Here is a 17,112-nt window from a genome sequence, read left to right as displayed (position 1 = left end):
CAATGAAAAACCGTTGGCAAACTCAAATTCCGTGCGCCGCCATCCTGTTCCTGGGCGCCGCTTCGGCTGCAGCACAGCAAAATGCCGATGAAGACGATTTGGTGCTTTCCTACGGGAATAAAGCGTTCGTCAGCATCGCCACCGGCAGCCAGCAAGATATTTCCCGGGCGCCGGCGGTAGCGTCGGTGATAACCGCCCAGGACATCCAGGCCATGGGAGCGACCAGCATGAACCAGGCGCTGGAAAGTGTGCCAGGTTTGCACGTGTCTTACTCGGGCCTTTACAACGATCCAATCTATTCGTTCCGCGGCATCACCACGCAATACAATCCGCAGGCATTGATGCTGGTGAACGGTATCCCCATCAACGATGCTTTTCTCGGTAATCGTGACTTTGCCTGGGGCGGTGTGCCGATCCAGAACATAGCCCGTATCGAGGTCATCCGCGGCCCTGGATCAGCGCTGTACGGCGCGAACGCTTTCGCCGGCGTCATCAATATCATTACCAAGACCGCGGCTGACATCAACGGCACCGCGTATGGCGCACGGGCGGGATCGTTCGATACGCACGAAGCCTGGATCCAGCATGGCGGCAAGATGGGGCCGCTGGATGTGGCGTTCTATCTTGGAGCGGGCCACACCAGCGGCGCGAATAAAACGATAGACGCCGATGCGCAAACCAGCCTGGACAAAATTTTCGGGACGCAGGCCTCGCTAGCCCCTGGGCACGAGCAGCTGATGCGCAACAGCCTGGACATGCAGGTCGATGTCGCCTATGACCTATGGCGTCTGCGCGCCGGCTATCAGGACCAGGAAACCGGCACCGGCGTCGGCCTGGCCAACAGCCTCGATCCCAGTGCGCGCGTGCGGGCGCAGCGCTGGAATGCCGACCTGACCTATTCCAATCCCAATTTTTTCCGCAATTGGGATGTCACTGCGCAGGCGTCGGTGAAAGATATCAACGAACTGCCGGCGTCGCCGCCGACAGTGCTGTTCCCGCCGGGAGCTTTCGCGGGATCTTTCCCTGGTGGCGTCATAGGCAATCCCGGCCACGCCGAACGAGACAGTCAATTCAGCCTGTCGGGGTTTTACACCGGGTTTGACAAGCATCGGATCCGGCTCGGCGCCGGCTATCGGATTGAAAACCTGTATCAGACCAGCGAGAGCAAGAACTTCAAGATCGTGGCGATTCCCGGGGTCGGGGTCGAGTTCGTTCCGCTAACGAGCGTCATCGACGTAAGCGGCACCAGCGATGTATACCTGACCCCGCACAAACGCACAATCAGCTACGCGTTTGTGCAGGACGAATGGACCTTGGCGAAAGACTGGACGCTGACATCGGGGGTGCGGGTGGACCGCTATTCCGATTTCGGCAGCACGGTCAATCCGCGCCTGGCGCTGGTTTGGGATGCTGCCTACAATTTTTCCGTCAAGGCCTTATACGGCAGCGCGTTCCGCGCACCGTCCTTCACCGAGCAATACAGCATCAACAATCCGGTCACCATAGGCAATCCCCATCTCGAACCGGAAACCATCAATACACGCGAGCTGGCGTTCACGTGGCAGCCTACCCAGACGCTGCAAACAAACTTGAGCCTGTTCTACTACCGTATGCACAACATCATTCAGTTTGTGCCGAATCCTGACCCCTCGACCGGCTCGACCGCGCAAAATGCGGGCGACCAGACCGGCCGCGGCCTGGAACTGGAAGCAACCTGGGACGCCACGCGCAACCTGCGGCTTTCCGGCAGCTATTCCTTGCAGCACTCTACGGACCAGACCACAGGACAGGACGCCGGCCTGGCGCCGCGCCAGCGCTGGTTCGGCCGCGCTGACTGGCGTTTCGCGTCATTATGGCAATTTGGCAGCACCGTCAATCGCGTAGTCGACCGCAAGCGGCAACCTGGCGACACCCGCCCCCAGATTCCCGATTACACCACCGTCGATTTGAATTTGCGCAGGGAGAAATTGATCGGCAACTGGAGCGTCAGCGCGATGGTGCTGAACGTGTTCAATCGAGATGCCAGGGAGCCCAGTTTCGCCCCAGGCAATATTCCTTTCGATTTCCCACTGCCAGGCCGTACCTTTTATGTACAGTTCCAGCACAAACTGTGAGTCGTCCCTGCTGATTCAACTGCCCAGGGTCTCCTGTGCGGTTGTATTGCGGATCGAAGCCAGCTTGCTTCTTTTGCTGGCATGTACATTCGGCTACGCTGCCCCGGGGAGCGTCTACCAGGATCCTGGCCGGCGCGCGGGCGCCAGCCACTTGCCGGACTGGTACGAAAATACGGCTGAGATGCGCGCCGCGCGCAGCGAACTCCAGCCGCTGATCATCGCCGCAGTGGCCGCGCTGGACGCGCCAAGGCGACAGGAGATCATGGATGGCAAAGGTGCGATCGCTGTCATTTATCCAGACATCGGTGAACCCTATCGCAGCATCTTTTCCAAGATTATCGAAGGCATTCAGGAGCAAGCTAAAGTGCCGATAAACACTTACGCCGTTGGTCCCAACACCAATGCCAGCGACCTTGGCGCACAATTGGCGCGCGGCAGCGTCAAGGTAGTGATAGCGCTGGGGCGCCAAGGATTGAAGGCTACCTCCGGGTTGGCGCCGGAGATAGCGGTAGTGGTTGGCGGTGTGCTGTCGGTACCCGAAAACGAGAGCCGCAACCTGACCGGCATCAGTTTGACGCCGGATCCGGCCCTGCTGTTCGTACTATTGAAAAGACTGTTGCCCGGCATAAAAAGGGTGACCGTGATCTACGACCCGCAGCATAACGACTGGCTGATCAAACTGGCGCGTGAGGCAGCCAAGGCGCAAGGCCTGGAACTGGTCGCCCGCGAAGCCCATGACCTGGCTTCGGCGGCGCACCTTTATGACGCTGCTTTCGCCGCCGCTGACAGCCGCCAGGATGCAGTCTGGCTGCCTCAGGATACTACTACGGTAGATGATGAAACCATCTTGCCGCTGGTCCTGAAGGAAGCCTGGAGTCGAGGTTTGCCGGTCTTTTCCAGCAGCTTCCTGCATGTCAAAAAAGGTGTCATGTTCGCCTTGTATCCGAACAACCTGGGACTAGGGCGCGACCTGGCCAGTTCCGCCTTGGGTGTACTTTCAGGAGAATCACGCAAGCGTGGCGTGTCGCCGCTACGCGAGGTGCTGACGGCGGTCAATCTGCGCACCGCCAGCCACGTCGGGTTAAATCTCGATTATCAGCAGCAGCGCAGTTTTGATTTTGTTTTTCCGGAGCCTTAGCGTACGAGCATGTTCATCCAATACAGATGCAATTCGCGTGGCCAGCCGGCATGCGATGCCTTTTTTTCCTCATCTTGACGAGTCCATCATGTTGCAATCCTACTTACGCCGTACCGGATTCCGCCGCCAACTGATGGCGATTGTCACCATCTCGATCCTGGGCCTGGCGTTGTTTTCGTCCTTGATGAATTCCTGGCAAACCAATCGCAGCGTGCGGGGTTACCTGATTGAGCAAGGGCTGCATATTGCAGAAAACCTGGCGCGTCAAAGCACCCTGGCCCTGCTTTACCATTCTGCTGACAATGTGCGTGAGGAGGTTGCTACCACGCTTGCGTTTCCTGATGTGCTCCAGGTGGAGATTACCGATACCGCTAACAAAGTTTTGCTGTTCGAAACCAAGGCAGGCAAGATAGCCGGGCCGATTCAAGGGGCGCAGCCTGGCATCGCTCCGACCAGGGCCATGCTGGAACAGGAAAACGATAAGGAATGGCGTTTCGGCGCACCGGTCTATCAAGGCCATGCAGCAACGTCGCCGTTCGAGCTGCAGGAGAGCAAGCCGCAGCTCCTTGGGTATGTGTATATCGTGCTTGGCAAGGGAACCATGAATCACCTGGTGCTCTCCTTGCTGATGGTCAATCTGGCCATTACGCTTTCCTTTGCTCTTATCTTGCTGGGAATCATGCGCCTTTTGGCGCGCAATCTGATCCGGCCTTTGAATGCCCTGTCCGAGCTGATGGGGCGCGCCGAGTCGGGCGAGTCGGGCATGCGCGCAGCGCGCGAGGGGCCGCGCGACATCATAGACATGGCCAAAGCCTTCAATAAAATGATGGCAGTACTGGAAGAGCGTGAGCTCGAGCTGAAGCAGTCGCGCGACCAGGCATTGCACGCAGCAATGATGAAGGCCCAGTTTGCCGCGACGGTGAGCCATGAAGTGCGCACACCCTTGAGCGGCGTGGTGGGAATGCTGGACATGCTAAGGGAAATGCGGCTCACCAAGCCGCAAATGGAATGCGTCGAAGTGGCCTGGAGTTCGGCCCATACGCTAATTGACTTGATCAACGATGTCCTCGATTTCTCCAAGATAGAGGCCAACAAGCTGATATTGGAAGAAATCGATTTCAACTTGCGCAAACTGGTGGAAGAAGTCCTCGATCTGTTCGCCAAGCAGGCCCGGGAAAAAGAACTGGACCTTGGTTATCTACTGGCGGACGACGTTCCGGATCTGATCAAAGGCGACTCGATGCGCTTGCGGCAGGTTCTCACCAACCTGGTGGGAAACGCCTTGAAATTTACCGGACACGGCGAGGTGGCTGTCCGCATTTCCCGCAGTCGGGACAGCGGCGAATACTTCGGCCTGAGGATAGAGGTGAACGACACCGGTATTGGCATGGACCAGGATGCGGCGCTCCATGTATTCGACTCTTTTGCCCAGGCCGACAGCGCCACCGCTCGCCAATACGGCGGGACCGGTCTCGGCCTGGCGATTTGCAAGCAGCTGGTGGAGCTCATGGGAGGCGGGATCGGGGTGGTCAGTGCGCCGGGCCAAGGCGCTACATTCTGGTTCACGATTGTTTGCCAGCCGGCTGAAAAGCAGGCTGCAGTTGCGCCCGAGCCGGACTTGCAAGGGATGCAGGTCCTGATTGCAGCGAAAAGCGAGATCGTACGCAGGTTCCTGATGCAAAGCCTGGCAAGTCACGGGATGCAATGCCGCATAGCCTACAGTGCCGCGGAAGCGCGGGAAGAACTGGAGCGGGCGGCGAAAACGCCATATGCGCTGATCATCACCGAATGCACGCAGGCAGAAGGCGAGGACGCCGACTTGCTGCGATATATCCGGGCCGCGCCGGCGCTGGCGACGGCACGTCTGCTGCTGTTGCAGCACTACGGCGCAGCGAAAGACGCACAGTTCAAGGGAGTCGATGCCTATCTGGACAAGCCGTTACGCTTGCAGCGTCTATTGGAGGCGATCCGCCAGCCGCGGCCGGACCGGCAATCAGGCGCCGCCGAAATCCTTGCCGCGCAATTGCCAGGCACACTGCCAGCCAAGGCAAAACAATACCGGGTATTGGTCGTCGATGACAATCGCACCAACCAGGTGGTGGCTACCGGCATGCTTGTCATGAGCGATTGTTTCTGCGAATGCGTCGACAACGGCTGGGCGGCGATCGAGGCAGTCCAGCGCAGCCACTTTGATCTGATCCTCATGGATTGCAATATGCCTGAGATGGACGGATATGAGGTCACTGCGCGAATCCGCAATATCGAAGAACCCGGGTTGCGGCACACGCCGATCGTCGCCATGACCGCCAATACCCAGAGCGGCGATGTGGAAAAATGCCTGGCCGCAGGGATGGATGATTACCTGGCAAAGCCAATCACGCTGATTGAGCTACGGCATAAGCTGGAGCAGTGGCTGATTCGAGCAACCGGACGCAGGACAAAGGAATCCGAAACGGCGTCAATGGCGGCTAATCCGATCGAGACTGAGGCCAGTCCTTTGGATCGGACTGTGTTCGATAAACTGCAGGAGATATTAGGGCCCAGCTTGCAGCAAGCGGTGACGCCCTACCTGGAAGATATGCCGCTTAACCTAGAGCAGCTGGAGCAGGCCATAGGACAGAAAGACACGGATGCTATCCGGTCTTTAGCGCATGCCATCAAGGGTAGCAGCGGCAACCTGGGAGCAACCAATATGACCCAGTTGGCCAAGAAAGTGGAAGAACTGGAGCTGGCTGGGCAGATCGATGAGATCCGTCCTTTGCTGCCGCAGTTGCGTGCAGCGTTCGATGATGTAGCAGCCTTGCTTTACAGCGAGGTCTCAAGTGAAAACTATTTCAGCACAAAGCCGACGGAAGGCAGCGCCCTGGTGCTGGTGGTCGATGATGACCGCAGCACCCGCAGTGCCTTGCGCTATACCTTGTTAAGAGACGGTTTCCGGGTGGCGGAGGCAGAAAATGGCGCCCAGGCATTACGTGTCCTTAAGCGGATAAAACCAGACGTCATACTGATGGATGCCGTGATGCCGGTCATGGACGGATTTACCGCCTGCGCTCGCATGCAGGAGATTCCCAGTCGCCAGCATATCCCGGTATTGATCATCACCGGCCTGGAAGACAACTTGTCGGTAGAGCGTGCGTTCGCCGCAGGCGCTAGCGACTATATACCCAAGCCGATCCACTTCGCAGTCCTGCCGCAGCGAGTACGCCGCATTGTCGAAGCCAATCGCGCAGAGAGGCGAGTGCGCGACCTGGCCTTCAGCGATTCGTTGACCGGCTTGCCGAACCGGGCCATGTTTTTCGATCAGTTGAAGCGCAGCATTGAGCAGGCGCAGCGGAGCGGGAATGGCGCGGCCGTGCTGTTCCTGGATTTGGATCGGTTCAAGTACGTGAACGACACGCTCGGCCACGATGTCGGCGATCAGTTGCTGATAGCTGTAGCACGCCGCATCCAGCGCAGCGTGCGCATCGTGGATTGCGTGGCCCGATTGGGCGGAGATGAGTTCACCGTCGTACTGGCGGACGTGGCAACTTCGGATATAGCCACGCTCGTTGCCCAGAAAATTTGCCAATCCTTGGCTAAACCCTTCCTGATCAGCGGCCACGGCATCGTCGTTAGCGCCAGCATCGGTATTTCGCTCTATCCTCAGGACGGTGCTGATGTTGGAACCTTGCTGCAGCATGCTGACGCCGCAATGTACCGCGCCAAGAAAGCCAACTCAGGCTTCATGTTTTTCGAGGCTTCCATGGAGTACTCGATGTCTGAACACCTGTCCTTGGAAAGCGATTTGCGCGAAGCGTTGAACCGGAAGGAACTGGAGGTGTTTTATCAGCCGCAAATCCGGTGCGACACAGGTCGCATCGTTGGCGTGGAAGCACTGGTGCGTTGGCATCACCCGACCCGAGGCATGCTGGCGCCCAAGGATTTCATCCCGCTTGCAGAAGAAACCGACCTGATCAATATCATTGGCGCCTGGGTGATGCGTACAGCATGTGTTCAGTTGCAAAGCTGGATCAAATCTGGCATGCCGGCAATGAGAATGGCTGTGAATTTTTCCGTGCGACAGTTAAGGTCCGATTTCACTGACGCTGTGGAACAGCTCCTGGTAGAAACCAGTTTGCCTCCACAGTTATTGGAGCTGGAGATCACCGAGAGCACCCTCATGGAAAATGCCGAAAACAATTTACAGGCGCTGCATCGGCTGCATACTCTCGGAGTGCGCCTGACTATCGACGATTTTGGTACCGGCTATTCCTCGCTTGCCTACCTTAAACGCTTTCCTGTTGATGTCGTCAAGATAGACCAGTCCTTCGTGCGTGATGTCCCCCATGATCTGGATGACGTCGCCATCGTTAAAAGCATTATTGCGCTGGCGCATAGCTTGCGTCTCGAAGTGGTTGCCGAAGGAGTGGAGAACGAATCCCAGCTTGCTTTCCTGAGAGGTAATTCATGCGATCTGATGCAAGGCTATTACTTTGGAAAACCCATGGCGGCGGAGCAGTTCATGCATTTTTTCATGGAGCAGGATAGCCTTCAGCGGGCATGAACTCTTTGATTCTGGAACCGGATCTTCCTAACGAAATGATTTGTTTTGCCGACTATCTCCTATTTTCTTCCCGGCACAGCTCTGCTATACTCCTGCGACGGGCAATAGCCAAGCCTTTGATTTATAAGACGTTCCGATTTTATTGCCTGGTTTGGACCAGGGGTCCAAGGTTTGAATTGTTGTACTCCGACCAAAAAATAAAAAAGGGGCGGTCTTCGGACAGCTCCTTTTTATTTTTGCGCTTGAAGAGCAGCAGGCTCAGCAATGAAGTGATCTCCCGATCGGCATCAAGGCAACAGGCGCATGAATCCGGCCGTAGCTCAACTGGATAGAGCATTCGGCTTCTACCCGAAATGTTGGGGGTTCGATTCCCTCCGGCCGGACCAGTTTTAGCCTGACTTTCAACGCGGCATTCCATTGCCAACATCCATCTTTGTAAAATTTCGTCTGCGACACGCGTTCGCGGATTTTTCCTGCCTGTTTCCTTCTCTTCAAATTTTCCCTCGATCAGGTTAGGCCCGGGCTTATTGGCTGGGTGGCGCGAGCAACATTATGATGTGTCAATGGCATCTATCTGGTGCCGCACACCGTTGCCTCTAATCGAAGGAGAATTGCATGCCTGCTACAGTCAGCTTATCCAGCAATTTACGTTTTTTCGCATACTGCAAGATCGTGCTTGTCCGGTTCGCCGGCAGTGCGCTGGTTTGGGCCGCGACATTCCTGTGCGCAGCCGGCGCCTTGACGTTTTGCGCGACACCGGCGAACGCGGTCGAATATGTCGACGCCGTGCATTATCCCGGCAATGAGCAGGGCTGGGATGTCTTCTACGACCTGGCGCGGCGGCTGCATCGGGATTTCGACGATATCTGCGGCGATACCATCTGCGAAGGTGAGTTCAGCAATATGCAAGCCTTGCGCTACCGTTGCTCGGTACGGCAGTCCGACGGCACGATGGGAGAGTGTGTGTGGGTCTTTGCGGGCAGTAATGCTGAAATCGATGCCGCCAACGGCAAGGTCGTGACCGATGCGCGCACCTGGGCCTGCCGCTCGCCACTGGCGGCGCAGACGCCGGTAGCGTCGTTTTACAGCGCACTGGCGGGCGACAGGCCGCTCCACGCGCCGTTGCCGGGCTCGAGCATGACGATCTATGATGGTTTGACTGATTGCCTGAACTGAATCAGAGAGGCGAGCGTGCGCTGAATGGGCGATGCCGGCTGAGCCGGCATCGTACTGTCATCAGTGAGGCTTAGCGGCCGCGACCGCCGGAGCGGCGTGGAGCCGCAGGACGCGGTGCCGCACCATTGCCGCCGCCGTGGCCACGGGATGGTCCCTGGCCTGGCTTGACGCCAGGCGCGGCGCCTTGTGAGCGTCCACGTCCACCGCCGCCTCCTGCGCCGCGATTGCCGCCGCCACCGCCGCTACGCAGCTGTATAGGCTGGGCGCGGGCATTTGGATCGGGTTCAAAACCGGCAACCACTTCCTTCGGCAATTCACGCTTGATCAGCTTCTCGATATCTTTCAGCATCTGGTGTTCATCCACGCATACCAGCGATACCGCTTCACCGGTAGCGCCGGCGCGGCCGGTGCGGCCGATCCGATGGACATAGTCTTCCGGCACGTTAGGCAGATCGTAGTTGACCACGTGCGGCAGCTGGTCGATGTCGATGCCGCGTGCCGCGATGTCGGTTGCTACCAGCACTTGCAGGCTGCCGTCCTTGAACTCGGCCAGCGCGCGGGTGCGTGCCGACTGGCTCTTGTTGCCGTGGATCGCCATGCCGCTGATGCCGTCTTTTTCCAGCTGCTCGACCAGTTTGTTGGCGCCGTGCTTGGTGCGGGTAAACACCAGCACTTGCGACCATTGGTGAGTCTTGATCAAATGCGCCAGCAGCGGATGCTTGCGGTCGCGGTCGACCGGGTGGATCTTTTGCTGGATCACTTCGACCGTCGAGTTGCGGCGGGCCACTTCGATCATGGCCGGCGAGTTCAGCAGGTTGTCGGCGAGGATCTTGATCTCGTCCGAGAAGGTGGCCGAGAACAGCAGGTTCTGGCGTTTCTTCGGCAGCACGGCAAGGATCTTCTTGATGTCGCGGATAAAGCCCATGTCCAGCATGCGGTCGGCTTCGTCCAGGATCAGGATTTCCACGTGGTTCAGGTTGACGGTGCCTTGCTGCATGTGGTCCAGCAGGCGGCCCGGGGTGCACACCAGGATGTCGACGCCATGCTTGAGCAGCTTGATTTGCGGGTTGATGCCGACGCCGCCGAAAATCACGGCCGAGGTCAGCTTCAGGTATTTGCCGTACAGGCGCACGCTTTCTTCGACCTGGGCGGCCAGTTCGCGGGTCGGTGTCAGCACCAGCGCGCGGATCGGGCGCTGGCTGCCGACCGGGTTGGTGGCCGATGTCGACAAGCGGTGCAGCACCGGCAGCGTAAAGCCGGCGGTCTTGCCGGTGCCGGTCTGGGCGCCGGCCAGCAAATCGCCGCCAGCCAGCACCGCAGGAATGGCCTGGGTCTGGATTGGAGTAGGGGTAGTGTATCCGTGTTCGGTTACTGCACGAACGATGGCTTCGGACAAGCCGAGTTCAGAAAAAGACATGACAACTCAATAGAATAGTATCGGCCTGTCGCCTTCTATAAGGCGCCAGTCGCAGGCAAACGGATTAGAGGAGATTGGAGTCAGCTGGGCTGGCATTTGCTTTTCAGCCCGATAACGTCCTTGACAGCAGTATTTGACTGGAGAATTTGCTGTGTCGCCGCAGAGTATAACAACGGCGCGCTACAGGCAAGCAATTCCCGCATGTTGTGGGGCCAGGGGCCATAAAACAGCCGCTGGCGATCCGCCTGGAAATAAAGCGGACCGCACGGTGTGCAAGCGCGGGTCAGCCGGTTTGTTTCATGGCGGCAGCGGCGCGCTCGCGTATTTCTTCATCCGAATAGTCGGCGATGTGCGTGCCTACGGTCCAGACGTGGCCGAACGGGTCTTTCAGGGTGCCGGAGCGGTCGCCATAGAACTGGTCTTGCAATGGTCGCGCCTGCGTGCCACCGGCAGCGATTGCCCGCGGGAACACCACATCCACGTCTTCAACATAGAGCATGATGCTGACGCCAGCCCCGCCCAGTGTTTTCGGGCTGCGGATATCCATCTCCGGGAATTCGTCGGCCAGCATGACGTGGGAATCGCCGATCTTGATTTCCGCATGCCCGATCCTGTGGTCAGGCCCCTCCATGCGCATTATTTCCACTGCATTAAAAGCTTTTTTGTAAAACGCGATTGCGTCGGCCGCGCCGTTGACAATGAGGTAGGGAGTGACGGAAGAATATCCGTCCGGAATTGGTTTGACTGCCATATTGTTCTCCTGCGAGTTGAGAAATGGTCGTTAGGGCTGTCCAATTGCGCTGTTGCGCATGCATTGTAGTCGCCCGGCCACGCAGTTGAAATGACAAAGCAGAGTTTTATGGCGCTTCCGGGGCAGGGTTTCTCTTGCCCCGGAAAATCCAGTGGGCTATTTGCCGGCGAATGGCGACAGCAAGCCGACCATCTGCGCAAATACTTTGGGACTGCCGGCCAGCACGTCGCCCTTGTACAAATAATCGGATTCGCCGGTGAAATCGCCGACGATGCCGCCCGATTCGCTGATCAGCAGGGAGCCTGCAGCGATATCCCAAGGTTTCAGGCCTTTTTCAAAGAAACCGTCAAGGCGGCCTGCTGCGACGTACGCCAGGTCGAGGGCGGCGGCGCCCGGACGGCGCAGGCCGGCACAGCTTTGCGTCATGATGCGGAACATTTTCATGTATTCATCCATGGCCGGGCCTTCTGTTTCGCGGAAAGGAAAGCCGGTGCCGATCAGGGCGTCGGCGATCTTGTCGCGCTTGCCGACGCGGATCCGCTTGTCGTTCAGGTAGGCGCCGGAACCCTTGGTGGCTGTGAACAAATCGTTGCGAGTCGGGTCGTACACGACTGCCTGGGTGATCTGGCCGCGGTGCTGCAGCGCGATCGAGACGCAGTATTGCGGGAAACCATGGATGAAATTGGTGGTGCCGTCGAGCGGATCGATGATCCAGACGTTTTCATTATCGTCATGCAGGTTGGCGGAGGCGCCAGATTCCTCGGCCAGGATGGCGTGGTCCGGATAGGCATTCTTCAGTACATCAATGATCGCCGCTTCAGCAGCCTGGTCGACTTCGGTGACAAAGTCGTTATGCTGCTTTTTGGTGACTTTCAGCAAATCGAGGTCGAAAGAGGCGCGCGAGATGACCTTGGCGCCATTGCGGGCGGCCTTGATGGCCGTATTGAGCATTGGATGCATGATAGTGTTCCGTTAAAATGGCGGCACTGTGCCAACCGGGAACAGAACCACCTATATGATGAATAATAATGAACGATGCGGATGTTTCAGTGAATATTTCGAAAAATAAGCAACTTTTAGTCGAAGAAATCCGCGTAATGGCGCTATTTTAAATGAACCCGGCAAAAATCAACACGTCTCTTTTCAATCGGCTGCGCTTTGTGCTGGTTGAAACCAGCAGTCCCGGCAATGTCGGTGCTGCTGCACGCGCTATCAAAACCATGGGATTTTCCGAGCTGGTCCTGGTCAATCCGCGTTTCCCCGATGTGTTGCAGCGTGAGGAAGCGGTCGCGTTTGCCAGCGGCGCGCAGGACGTCCTGGCGGCGGCGCGGATTGTCGATAGCCTGGAGCAGGCCCTGGAAGGCTGCAACTTCGCTGCTGCCCTGAGTGCCCGCTTGCGAGAATTTTCCCCGCCCTTGATGGCGCCGCGCGCCTTGGCGGCACAACTGGCCGGCGATGCCAGCCTGAATGCGGCGGTCATCTTCGGCAGCGAACGTTACGGGCTGCCTAACGAGATTGTCGAAAAATGCAATGTGCTGCTGAATATTCCGGCGAATCCCGAGTATTCATCGCTGAACCTGGCGCAGGCAGTGCAGGTGCTGGCGTATGAATGCCGGGTTGCAGCCAGCGAGGATGTGTCGCCGGCAAGCAGCGGAGAGATCGGTTTCCAGGGTAATGCTGCCAGCCTGACCGACATCGACGGCATGTTCGCCCATCTTGAACAAGCCTTGATAGAGATCGAATTCCTTGATCCGGCCAGCCCGAAAAAGCTGATGCCGCGCCTGAAGCGGCTGTTCTCGCGCACCCAGCTGGAAACCGAGGAGGTCAATATTTTGCGCGGCATCGCCAGCCAGATACTGACCAAACGGCGCCGCCTTGATCGTTCCTGATTAATTCCAGCTACGCAATAGTCCGACCGCCAGGCCCTCCAGGGCGAAATCCTCTTGGCTGGATGTCACGATGATCGGCTCGAAATCAGGATTTTCCGGCAGCAGCTGGATAGTGGAGCCGATTTTCTGGTAACGCTTGACGGTGACGTCGTCGCCCAGGCGGGCCACCACGATCTGGCCATTCCTGGCACTGTCGGCTTTCTTGACCGCGAGCAGGTCGCCGTCCAGGATGCCGGCGTCGCGCATCGACATCCCGCGCACCTTCAGCAGGTAATCCGGTTTGGCGCTGAACAGGGCGGGGTCGACGTTGTAGCTGGCCTGGATATGTTCCTGCGCCAGGATCGGCGAGCCTGCGGCGACCCGTCCGACCAGCGGCAGGCTGAGCTGCATCAGGGCCGGGTGCGGCAAGGCCAGCTGCGTGCCCTGGCTGCGGCTGGCGCTTTCGGTCAGCCGGATCCCGCGCGAGGTGCCGGCCGAGATCACGATGGCGCCCTTGCGCGCCAGCGCCTGCAGATGTTCTTCTGCCGCATTGGCTGAGCGAAAGCCGAGTTCGGTTGCTATTTCGGCGCGCGTCGGCGGGAAGCCGGTGTTTTCGATGGCGTCCTTGATCAGATCGAGGATTTGCTGCTGACGTGCGGTCAATTTGATCATGGCGTATTTTGGTGTAAAAAAATGGTGTGGGAGTGCTTGGAAAAGCGGTAAAGAAACAGCAAAGGCAGCGCTGGTGCGCCCAATCGATGCTGTGCATAACAACAGTCTGTATTTTTGTACAGTATTTGTGCAAATGCAAGACAATTTGATGCGATTTGACCACTCTTTAGCTATTTACTTACATCCCGGCGAGGGCCCGGGTCTGAAATCATTGAGTTTTGTTGCAATTGCTAGTACTATTGCTGGTTTTCCTCTTCCCACACTCGTCTTGACGCCGAGGTGGGCGATTTTTCAATCCGTCCAAAAGGAGCTTACATGCGTCATTATGAAATCGTATTTATCGTCCATCCAGATCAAAGCGAGCAAGTGCCTGCGATGATCGAGCGCTACAAAGGCATCGTCACTACACGTGGCGGCACTGTGCATCGCGTGGAAGACTGGGGCCGCCGCCAACTGGCATACCTGATCCAGAAACTGGCTAAAGCACATTACGTCTGCCTCAACATCGAGTGCGACAGCGAAACCCTGGCTGAAATCGAAACCGGCTTCAAGTTCAATGATGCAGTGCTGCGTCATCTGACCGTCAAGCTGAAGAAGGCTGAAACCGGTCCTTCGCCGATGATGAAGGCTGTGCAGAAGGAAGATGCTGCCAAGAGCCATCGCACCGAAGCGCCGGCAGCCTAATACTAGCCGCCTACCAGCATTCATTACGTAGCCGACGAGTTCATCAGGAGTGGATCAACCCAATAATGTGTTTCAACTGGTTGCCGTAGTCGCCGAACGTGAAGTCATACGTTACACACCGGCAGGCATCCCGATCGTATCTGCGATATTGCAGCACCGCTCGGAACCGATTGAAGCAGGCATCAAGCGTCTGATCGAATTCGAAATTGCCGCGCTAGCCGTCGGCGAGATTTCGGGAAGATTCAGCAAGGCGCAACTGGGCGAGACATTCTGGTTTACGGGATTCATGGCACGCAAGAGCCGCAACGGTAGAAGCCTGGTATTTCACATCACGGATTTCGCTGCAACCGCGATTGCAGATGAATCAATTAGTCAAAATTTAAAGTCTAAAATTTAGATACAGGAGCCAAAAATGGCATTCGGTAAAAAGTTCGATAAAAGCAAACTGAAAAACAAGCGTCAACAACAAAACCCGCTGTTCAAGCGCAAGAAATTCTGCCGTTTCACCGCTGCACACGTTGCCAGCGTTGACTACAAAGATATCGACACGCTGAAGGATTTTGTTCAGGAAAACGGCAAGATCATGCCAGCACGTCTGACCGGCACCAAGGCAATCTATCAACGTCAAGTGGACACCGCGATCAAGCGCGCGCGTTTCCTGGCGCTGCTGCCGTACACCGATCTGCACAACGCTTAATTGACGACTTGAAATAGGAGAAAAACATGCAAGTCATTCTGTTGGAAAAAGTCGTTAATCTCGGCAATCTGGGTGAAGTTGTTCGCGTCAAGGACGGTTACGCACGTAACTTCCTGATTCCGCAACGTATGGCACGTCGTGCTACAACTACTGCCATCGCTGAATTCGAAGCGAAGCGCGCCGACCTGGAAAAAGCTGCCGCCGCCAAGCTGGCTGCCGCTCAAGTCCAGGGCGAAAAACTGAACGGCCTGACCGTGCAGATTTCGCAAAAATCGGGTGTTGACGGCCGTCTGTTCGGTTCCGTGACCAACTTCGACATCGCTGAAGCGTTGACCAAGCAAGGTTTTGCAGTCGAAAAAGCTCAAGTTCGTTTGCCTGTCGGTCCTCTGAAGACCACCGGCGAGCACGCTGTTGCGGTTGCCCTGCATACCGACGTCGTAGTCGACATCGTTATCGCTGTGATCGGCGAGCACGTTTGATACGTTGCCTGAAATAGTTGTTGTAGTGTTAAAAAGCCGGGTTTTCCCGGCTTTTTTTATGTCCTTTTTCTGGACGCGATGGCAAGACCGATATCAGAAACGGGTATAATTCGCGCCATGAAAGCACCTTCCAAAGCACCGTCCGATCCGCAGTTAGACTCTCTCCGCGTACCACCCCATTCCATCGAAGCAGAACAATCCGTTTTAGGCGGACTGCTGCTGGATAACGCGGCCTGGGACAAGATCGCCGACTTTGTGAACGCCGACGATTTCTATCGGTACGACCACCGCATCATCTTCCAGCACATGGTCAAGCTGATCAACGGCAGCAAGCCTGCCGACGTAATCACTGTCTATGAATCGCTGAGCGGCACCGGCAAGGCTGAAGAGGTGGGCGGCCTGAGCTACCTTAACGCGCTGGCCCAGAATACGCCGTCCGCCGCCAATATCCGCCGCTACGCCGAGATCGTGCGCGACCGCGGCGTGCTGCGCAAATTGATCACCGTCGCCGACGAGATTTCCGGCCAGGCTTTCAGCCCGCAGGGCAAGGAAGTCAAGCAGATGCTGGACGAGGCCGAATCGAAGATCTTCGCGATCGCCGAGGAAGGCGCGCGCGGCGCCCAAGGGTTCCAGGAAATCCAGCCTTTGCTGACGCAAGTGGTGGAGCGCATCGACGAACTCTACAACCGCGACAACCAGAGCGACATCACCGGCGTCTCGACCGGCTTCATCGATCTCGACAAGATGACTTCCGGCCTGCAAAAGGGCGACCTGGTCATCGTCGCTGGACGGCCGTCGATGGGTAAGACTGCATTCTCTGTGAATATCGGCGAAAACGTCGCGCTCGACAGCGGTTTGCCGGTGGCGATCTTTTCGATGGAAATGGGCGGCACCCAGCTCGCCATGCGTATGCTGGGTTCGGTCGGCAAGCTCGACCAGCACCGCCTGCGCACAGGCCGCCTGAACGACGAAGACTGGCCGCGCCTGACGCATGCGATCCAGAAGATGAACGACGCCCAGCTGTTCATCGATGAAACCCCGGCCCTGAGTTCGATCGAGCTGCGCGCCCGCGCGCGCCGCCTGTCGCGCCAGTGCGGCACGCTGGGCCTGATCATCATCGATTACCTGCAGCTGATGTCAGCCAACAACGCCGGCGAGAATCGCGCGACCGAAATTTCTGAAATCTCGCGTAACCTGAAGGGCCTGGCGAAAGAGCTGCAGTGTCCGGTGATCGCGCTGTCGCAGCTGAACCGTTCGCTGGAACAGCGCCCCAACAAGCGCCCCGTGATGTCGGACTTGCGCGAATCCGGCGCTATCGAGCAGGATGCCGACGTCATCCTGTTCATCTACCGCGACGAGGTGTACAACCCCGATTCGCAAGAAAAGGGCACCGCCGAAATCATTATCGGCAAGCAGCGTAACGGCCCGATCGGCAGCGTCCGGCTGAGTTTCCTCGGCCAATACACTAAATTCGACAATTACGTTGGTAATCTGGATGCGCCGTACGGCGGCGACTGACCGCCGTTTCCATTTTTTGTTGCAGTAATGCGAAACAGGTAAAACCAGCTTAGCA

General features: G+C 57.4%; 14 protein-coding genes and 1 tRNA gene. 11 read left to right on the top strand and 4 right to left on the bottom strand.

The annotated features are described in order from the left end of the window. Positions 1-2: 2 nt before the first annotated feature. The 5 genes from V8G57_RS05425 to V8G57_RS05405 all read left to right on the top strand — a co-directional run bounded on the left by V8G57_RS05425 (position 3) and on the right by V8G57_RS05405 (position 8,971). Entirely contained in the window at positions 3-2,114 is a 2,112-nt protein-coding gene (locus tag V8G57_RS05425; RefSeq protein WP_342828492.1) for a TonB-dependent receptor plug domain-containing protein, read from the top strand. 64 nt (positions 2,115-2,178) lie between these two features. Beyond that, positions 2,179-3,252 carry an ABC transporter substrate binding protein gene (locus V8G57_RS05420; RefSeq protein WP_342828491.1) on the top strand — a complete coding sequence of 358 codons (1,074 nt, stop codon included), beginning with the start codon at positions 2,179-2,181 and terminating at the stop codon, positions 3,250-3,252. Positions 3,253-3,340: 88 nt separating this feature from the next. Beyond that, entirely contained in the window at positions 3,341-7,795 is a 4,455-nt protein-coding gene (locus V8G57_RS05415) for an EAL domain-containing protein (protein ID WP_342828490.1), read from the top strand. Positions 7,796-8,104: 309 nt separating this feature from the next. Next, positions 8,105-8,181: transfer RNA gene (locus V8G57_RS05410), tRNA-Arg, on the top strand. Positions 8,182-8,410: 229 nt separating this feature from the next. Next, positions 8,411-8,971 carry a hypothetical protein gene (locus V8G57_RS05405; RefSeq protein WP_175500892.1) on the top strand — a complete coding sequence of 187 codons (561 nt, stop codon included), beginning with the start codon at positions 8,411-8,413 and terminating at the stop codon, positions 8,969-8,971. A 70-nt stretch (positions 8,972-9,041) separates the two neighbouring features. On the opposite strand, the gene V8G57_RS05400 is transcribed toward V8G57_RS05405, so the two are convergent. The 3 genes from V8G57_RS05400 to V8G57_RS05390 form a co-directional block, all read right to left on the bottom strand. Continuing rightward, on the bottom strand, positions 9,042-10,388 hold the full coding sequence (locus V8G57_RS05400) for a DEAD/DEAH box helicase (RefSeq protein WP_144736822.1): 1,347 nt from the start codon (positions 10,386-10,388) through the stop codon (positions 9,042-9,044). A 283-nt stretch (positions 10,389-10,671) separates the two neighbouring features. Further along, entirely contained in the window at positions 10,672-11,139 is a 468-nt protein-coding gene (locus V8G57_RS05395) for a VOC family protein (protein WP_342828489.1), read from the bottom strand. Positions 11,140-11,295: 156 nt separating this feature from the next. Then, a complete protein-coding gene (locus V8G57_RS05390) occupies positions 11,296-12,099 on the bottom strand; it encodes an inositol monophosphatase family protein (RefSeq protein WP_092394069.1) in 804 nt (267 codons plus the stop codon). Between the two features lie 152 nt (positions 12,100-12,251). Between V8G57_RS05390 and V8G57_RS05385 the strand changes: the two genes are divergently transcribed. Then, a complete protein-coding gene (locus V8G57_RS05385) occupies positions 12,252-13,028 on the top strand; it encodes an RNA methyltransferase (RefSeq protein ID WP_342828488.1) in 777 nt (258 codons plus the stop codon). Here V8G57_RS05385 and lexA read toward each other — a convergent pair whose 3' ends face one another. After that, positions 13,029-13,679: a transcriptional repressor LexA gene (gene lexA, locus V8G57_RS05380; RefSeq protein WP_342828487.1), complete on the bottom strand. Its 651-nt coding sequence runs from the start codon at positions 13,677-13,679 to the stop codon at positions 13,029-13,031. A gap of 315 nt (positions 13,680-13,994) precedes the next feature. Here lexA and rpsF point away from each other — a divergent pair, with 315 nt between their 5' ends. The 5 genes from rpsF to V8G57_RS05355 all read left to right on the top strand — a co-directional run bounded on the left by rpsF (position 13,995) and on the right by V8G57_RS05355 (position 17,057). Continuing rightward, the gene (gene rpsF / locus V8G57_RS05375; protein WP_038488331.1) at positions 13,995-14,363 is read left to right on the top strand and encodes a 30S ribosomal protein S6; all 369 of its coding nucleotides are present in this window, start codon (positions 13,995-13,997) and stop codon (positions 14,361-14,363) included. Positions 14,364-14,412: 49 nt separating this feature from the next. Then, complete coding sequence (gene priB / locus V8G57_RS05370; protein ID WP_342828486.1) at positions 14,413-14,760, top strand: primosomal replication protein N; 348 nt, start codon at positions 14,413-14,415, stop codon at positions 14,758-14,760. 15 nt (positions 14,761-14,775) lie between these two features. After that, positions 14,776-15,060 carry a 30S ribosomal protein S18 gene (gene rpsR, locus V8G57_RS05365; RefSeq protein ID WP_014006464.1) on the top strand — a complete coding sequence of 95 codons (285 nt, stop codon included), beginning with the start codon at positions 14,776-14,778 and terminating at the stop codon, positions 15,058-15,060. 26 nt (positions 15,061-15,086) lie between these two features. Then, complete coding sequence (gene rplI, locus V8G57_RS05360; protein WP_092394057.1) at positions 15,087-15,539, top strand: 50S ribosomal protein L9; 453 nt, start codon at positions 15,087-15,089, stop codon at positions 15,537-15,539. Between the two features lie 117 nt (positions 15,540-15,656). Then, positions 15,657-17,057, top strand: coding sequence for a replicative DNA helicase (locus V8G57_RS05355; protein WP_092394053.1), 1,401 nt, complete (start codon positions 15,657-15,659; stop codon positions 17,055-17,057). Positions 17,058-17,112: the final 55 nt, after the last annotated feature.

The sequence above is a fragment of the Collimonas rhizosphaerae genome (genome assembly GCF_038896935.1).
Classification (GTDB): domain Bacteria; phylum Pseudomonadota; class Gammaproteobacteria; order Burkholderiales; family Burkholderiaceae_D; genus Collimonas; species Collimonas rhizosphaerae.
This window is presented reverse-complemented; position numbering and strand designations above follow the sequence as displayed.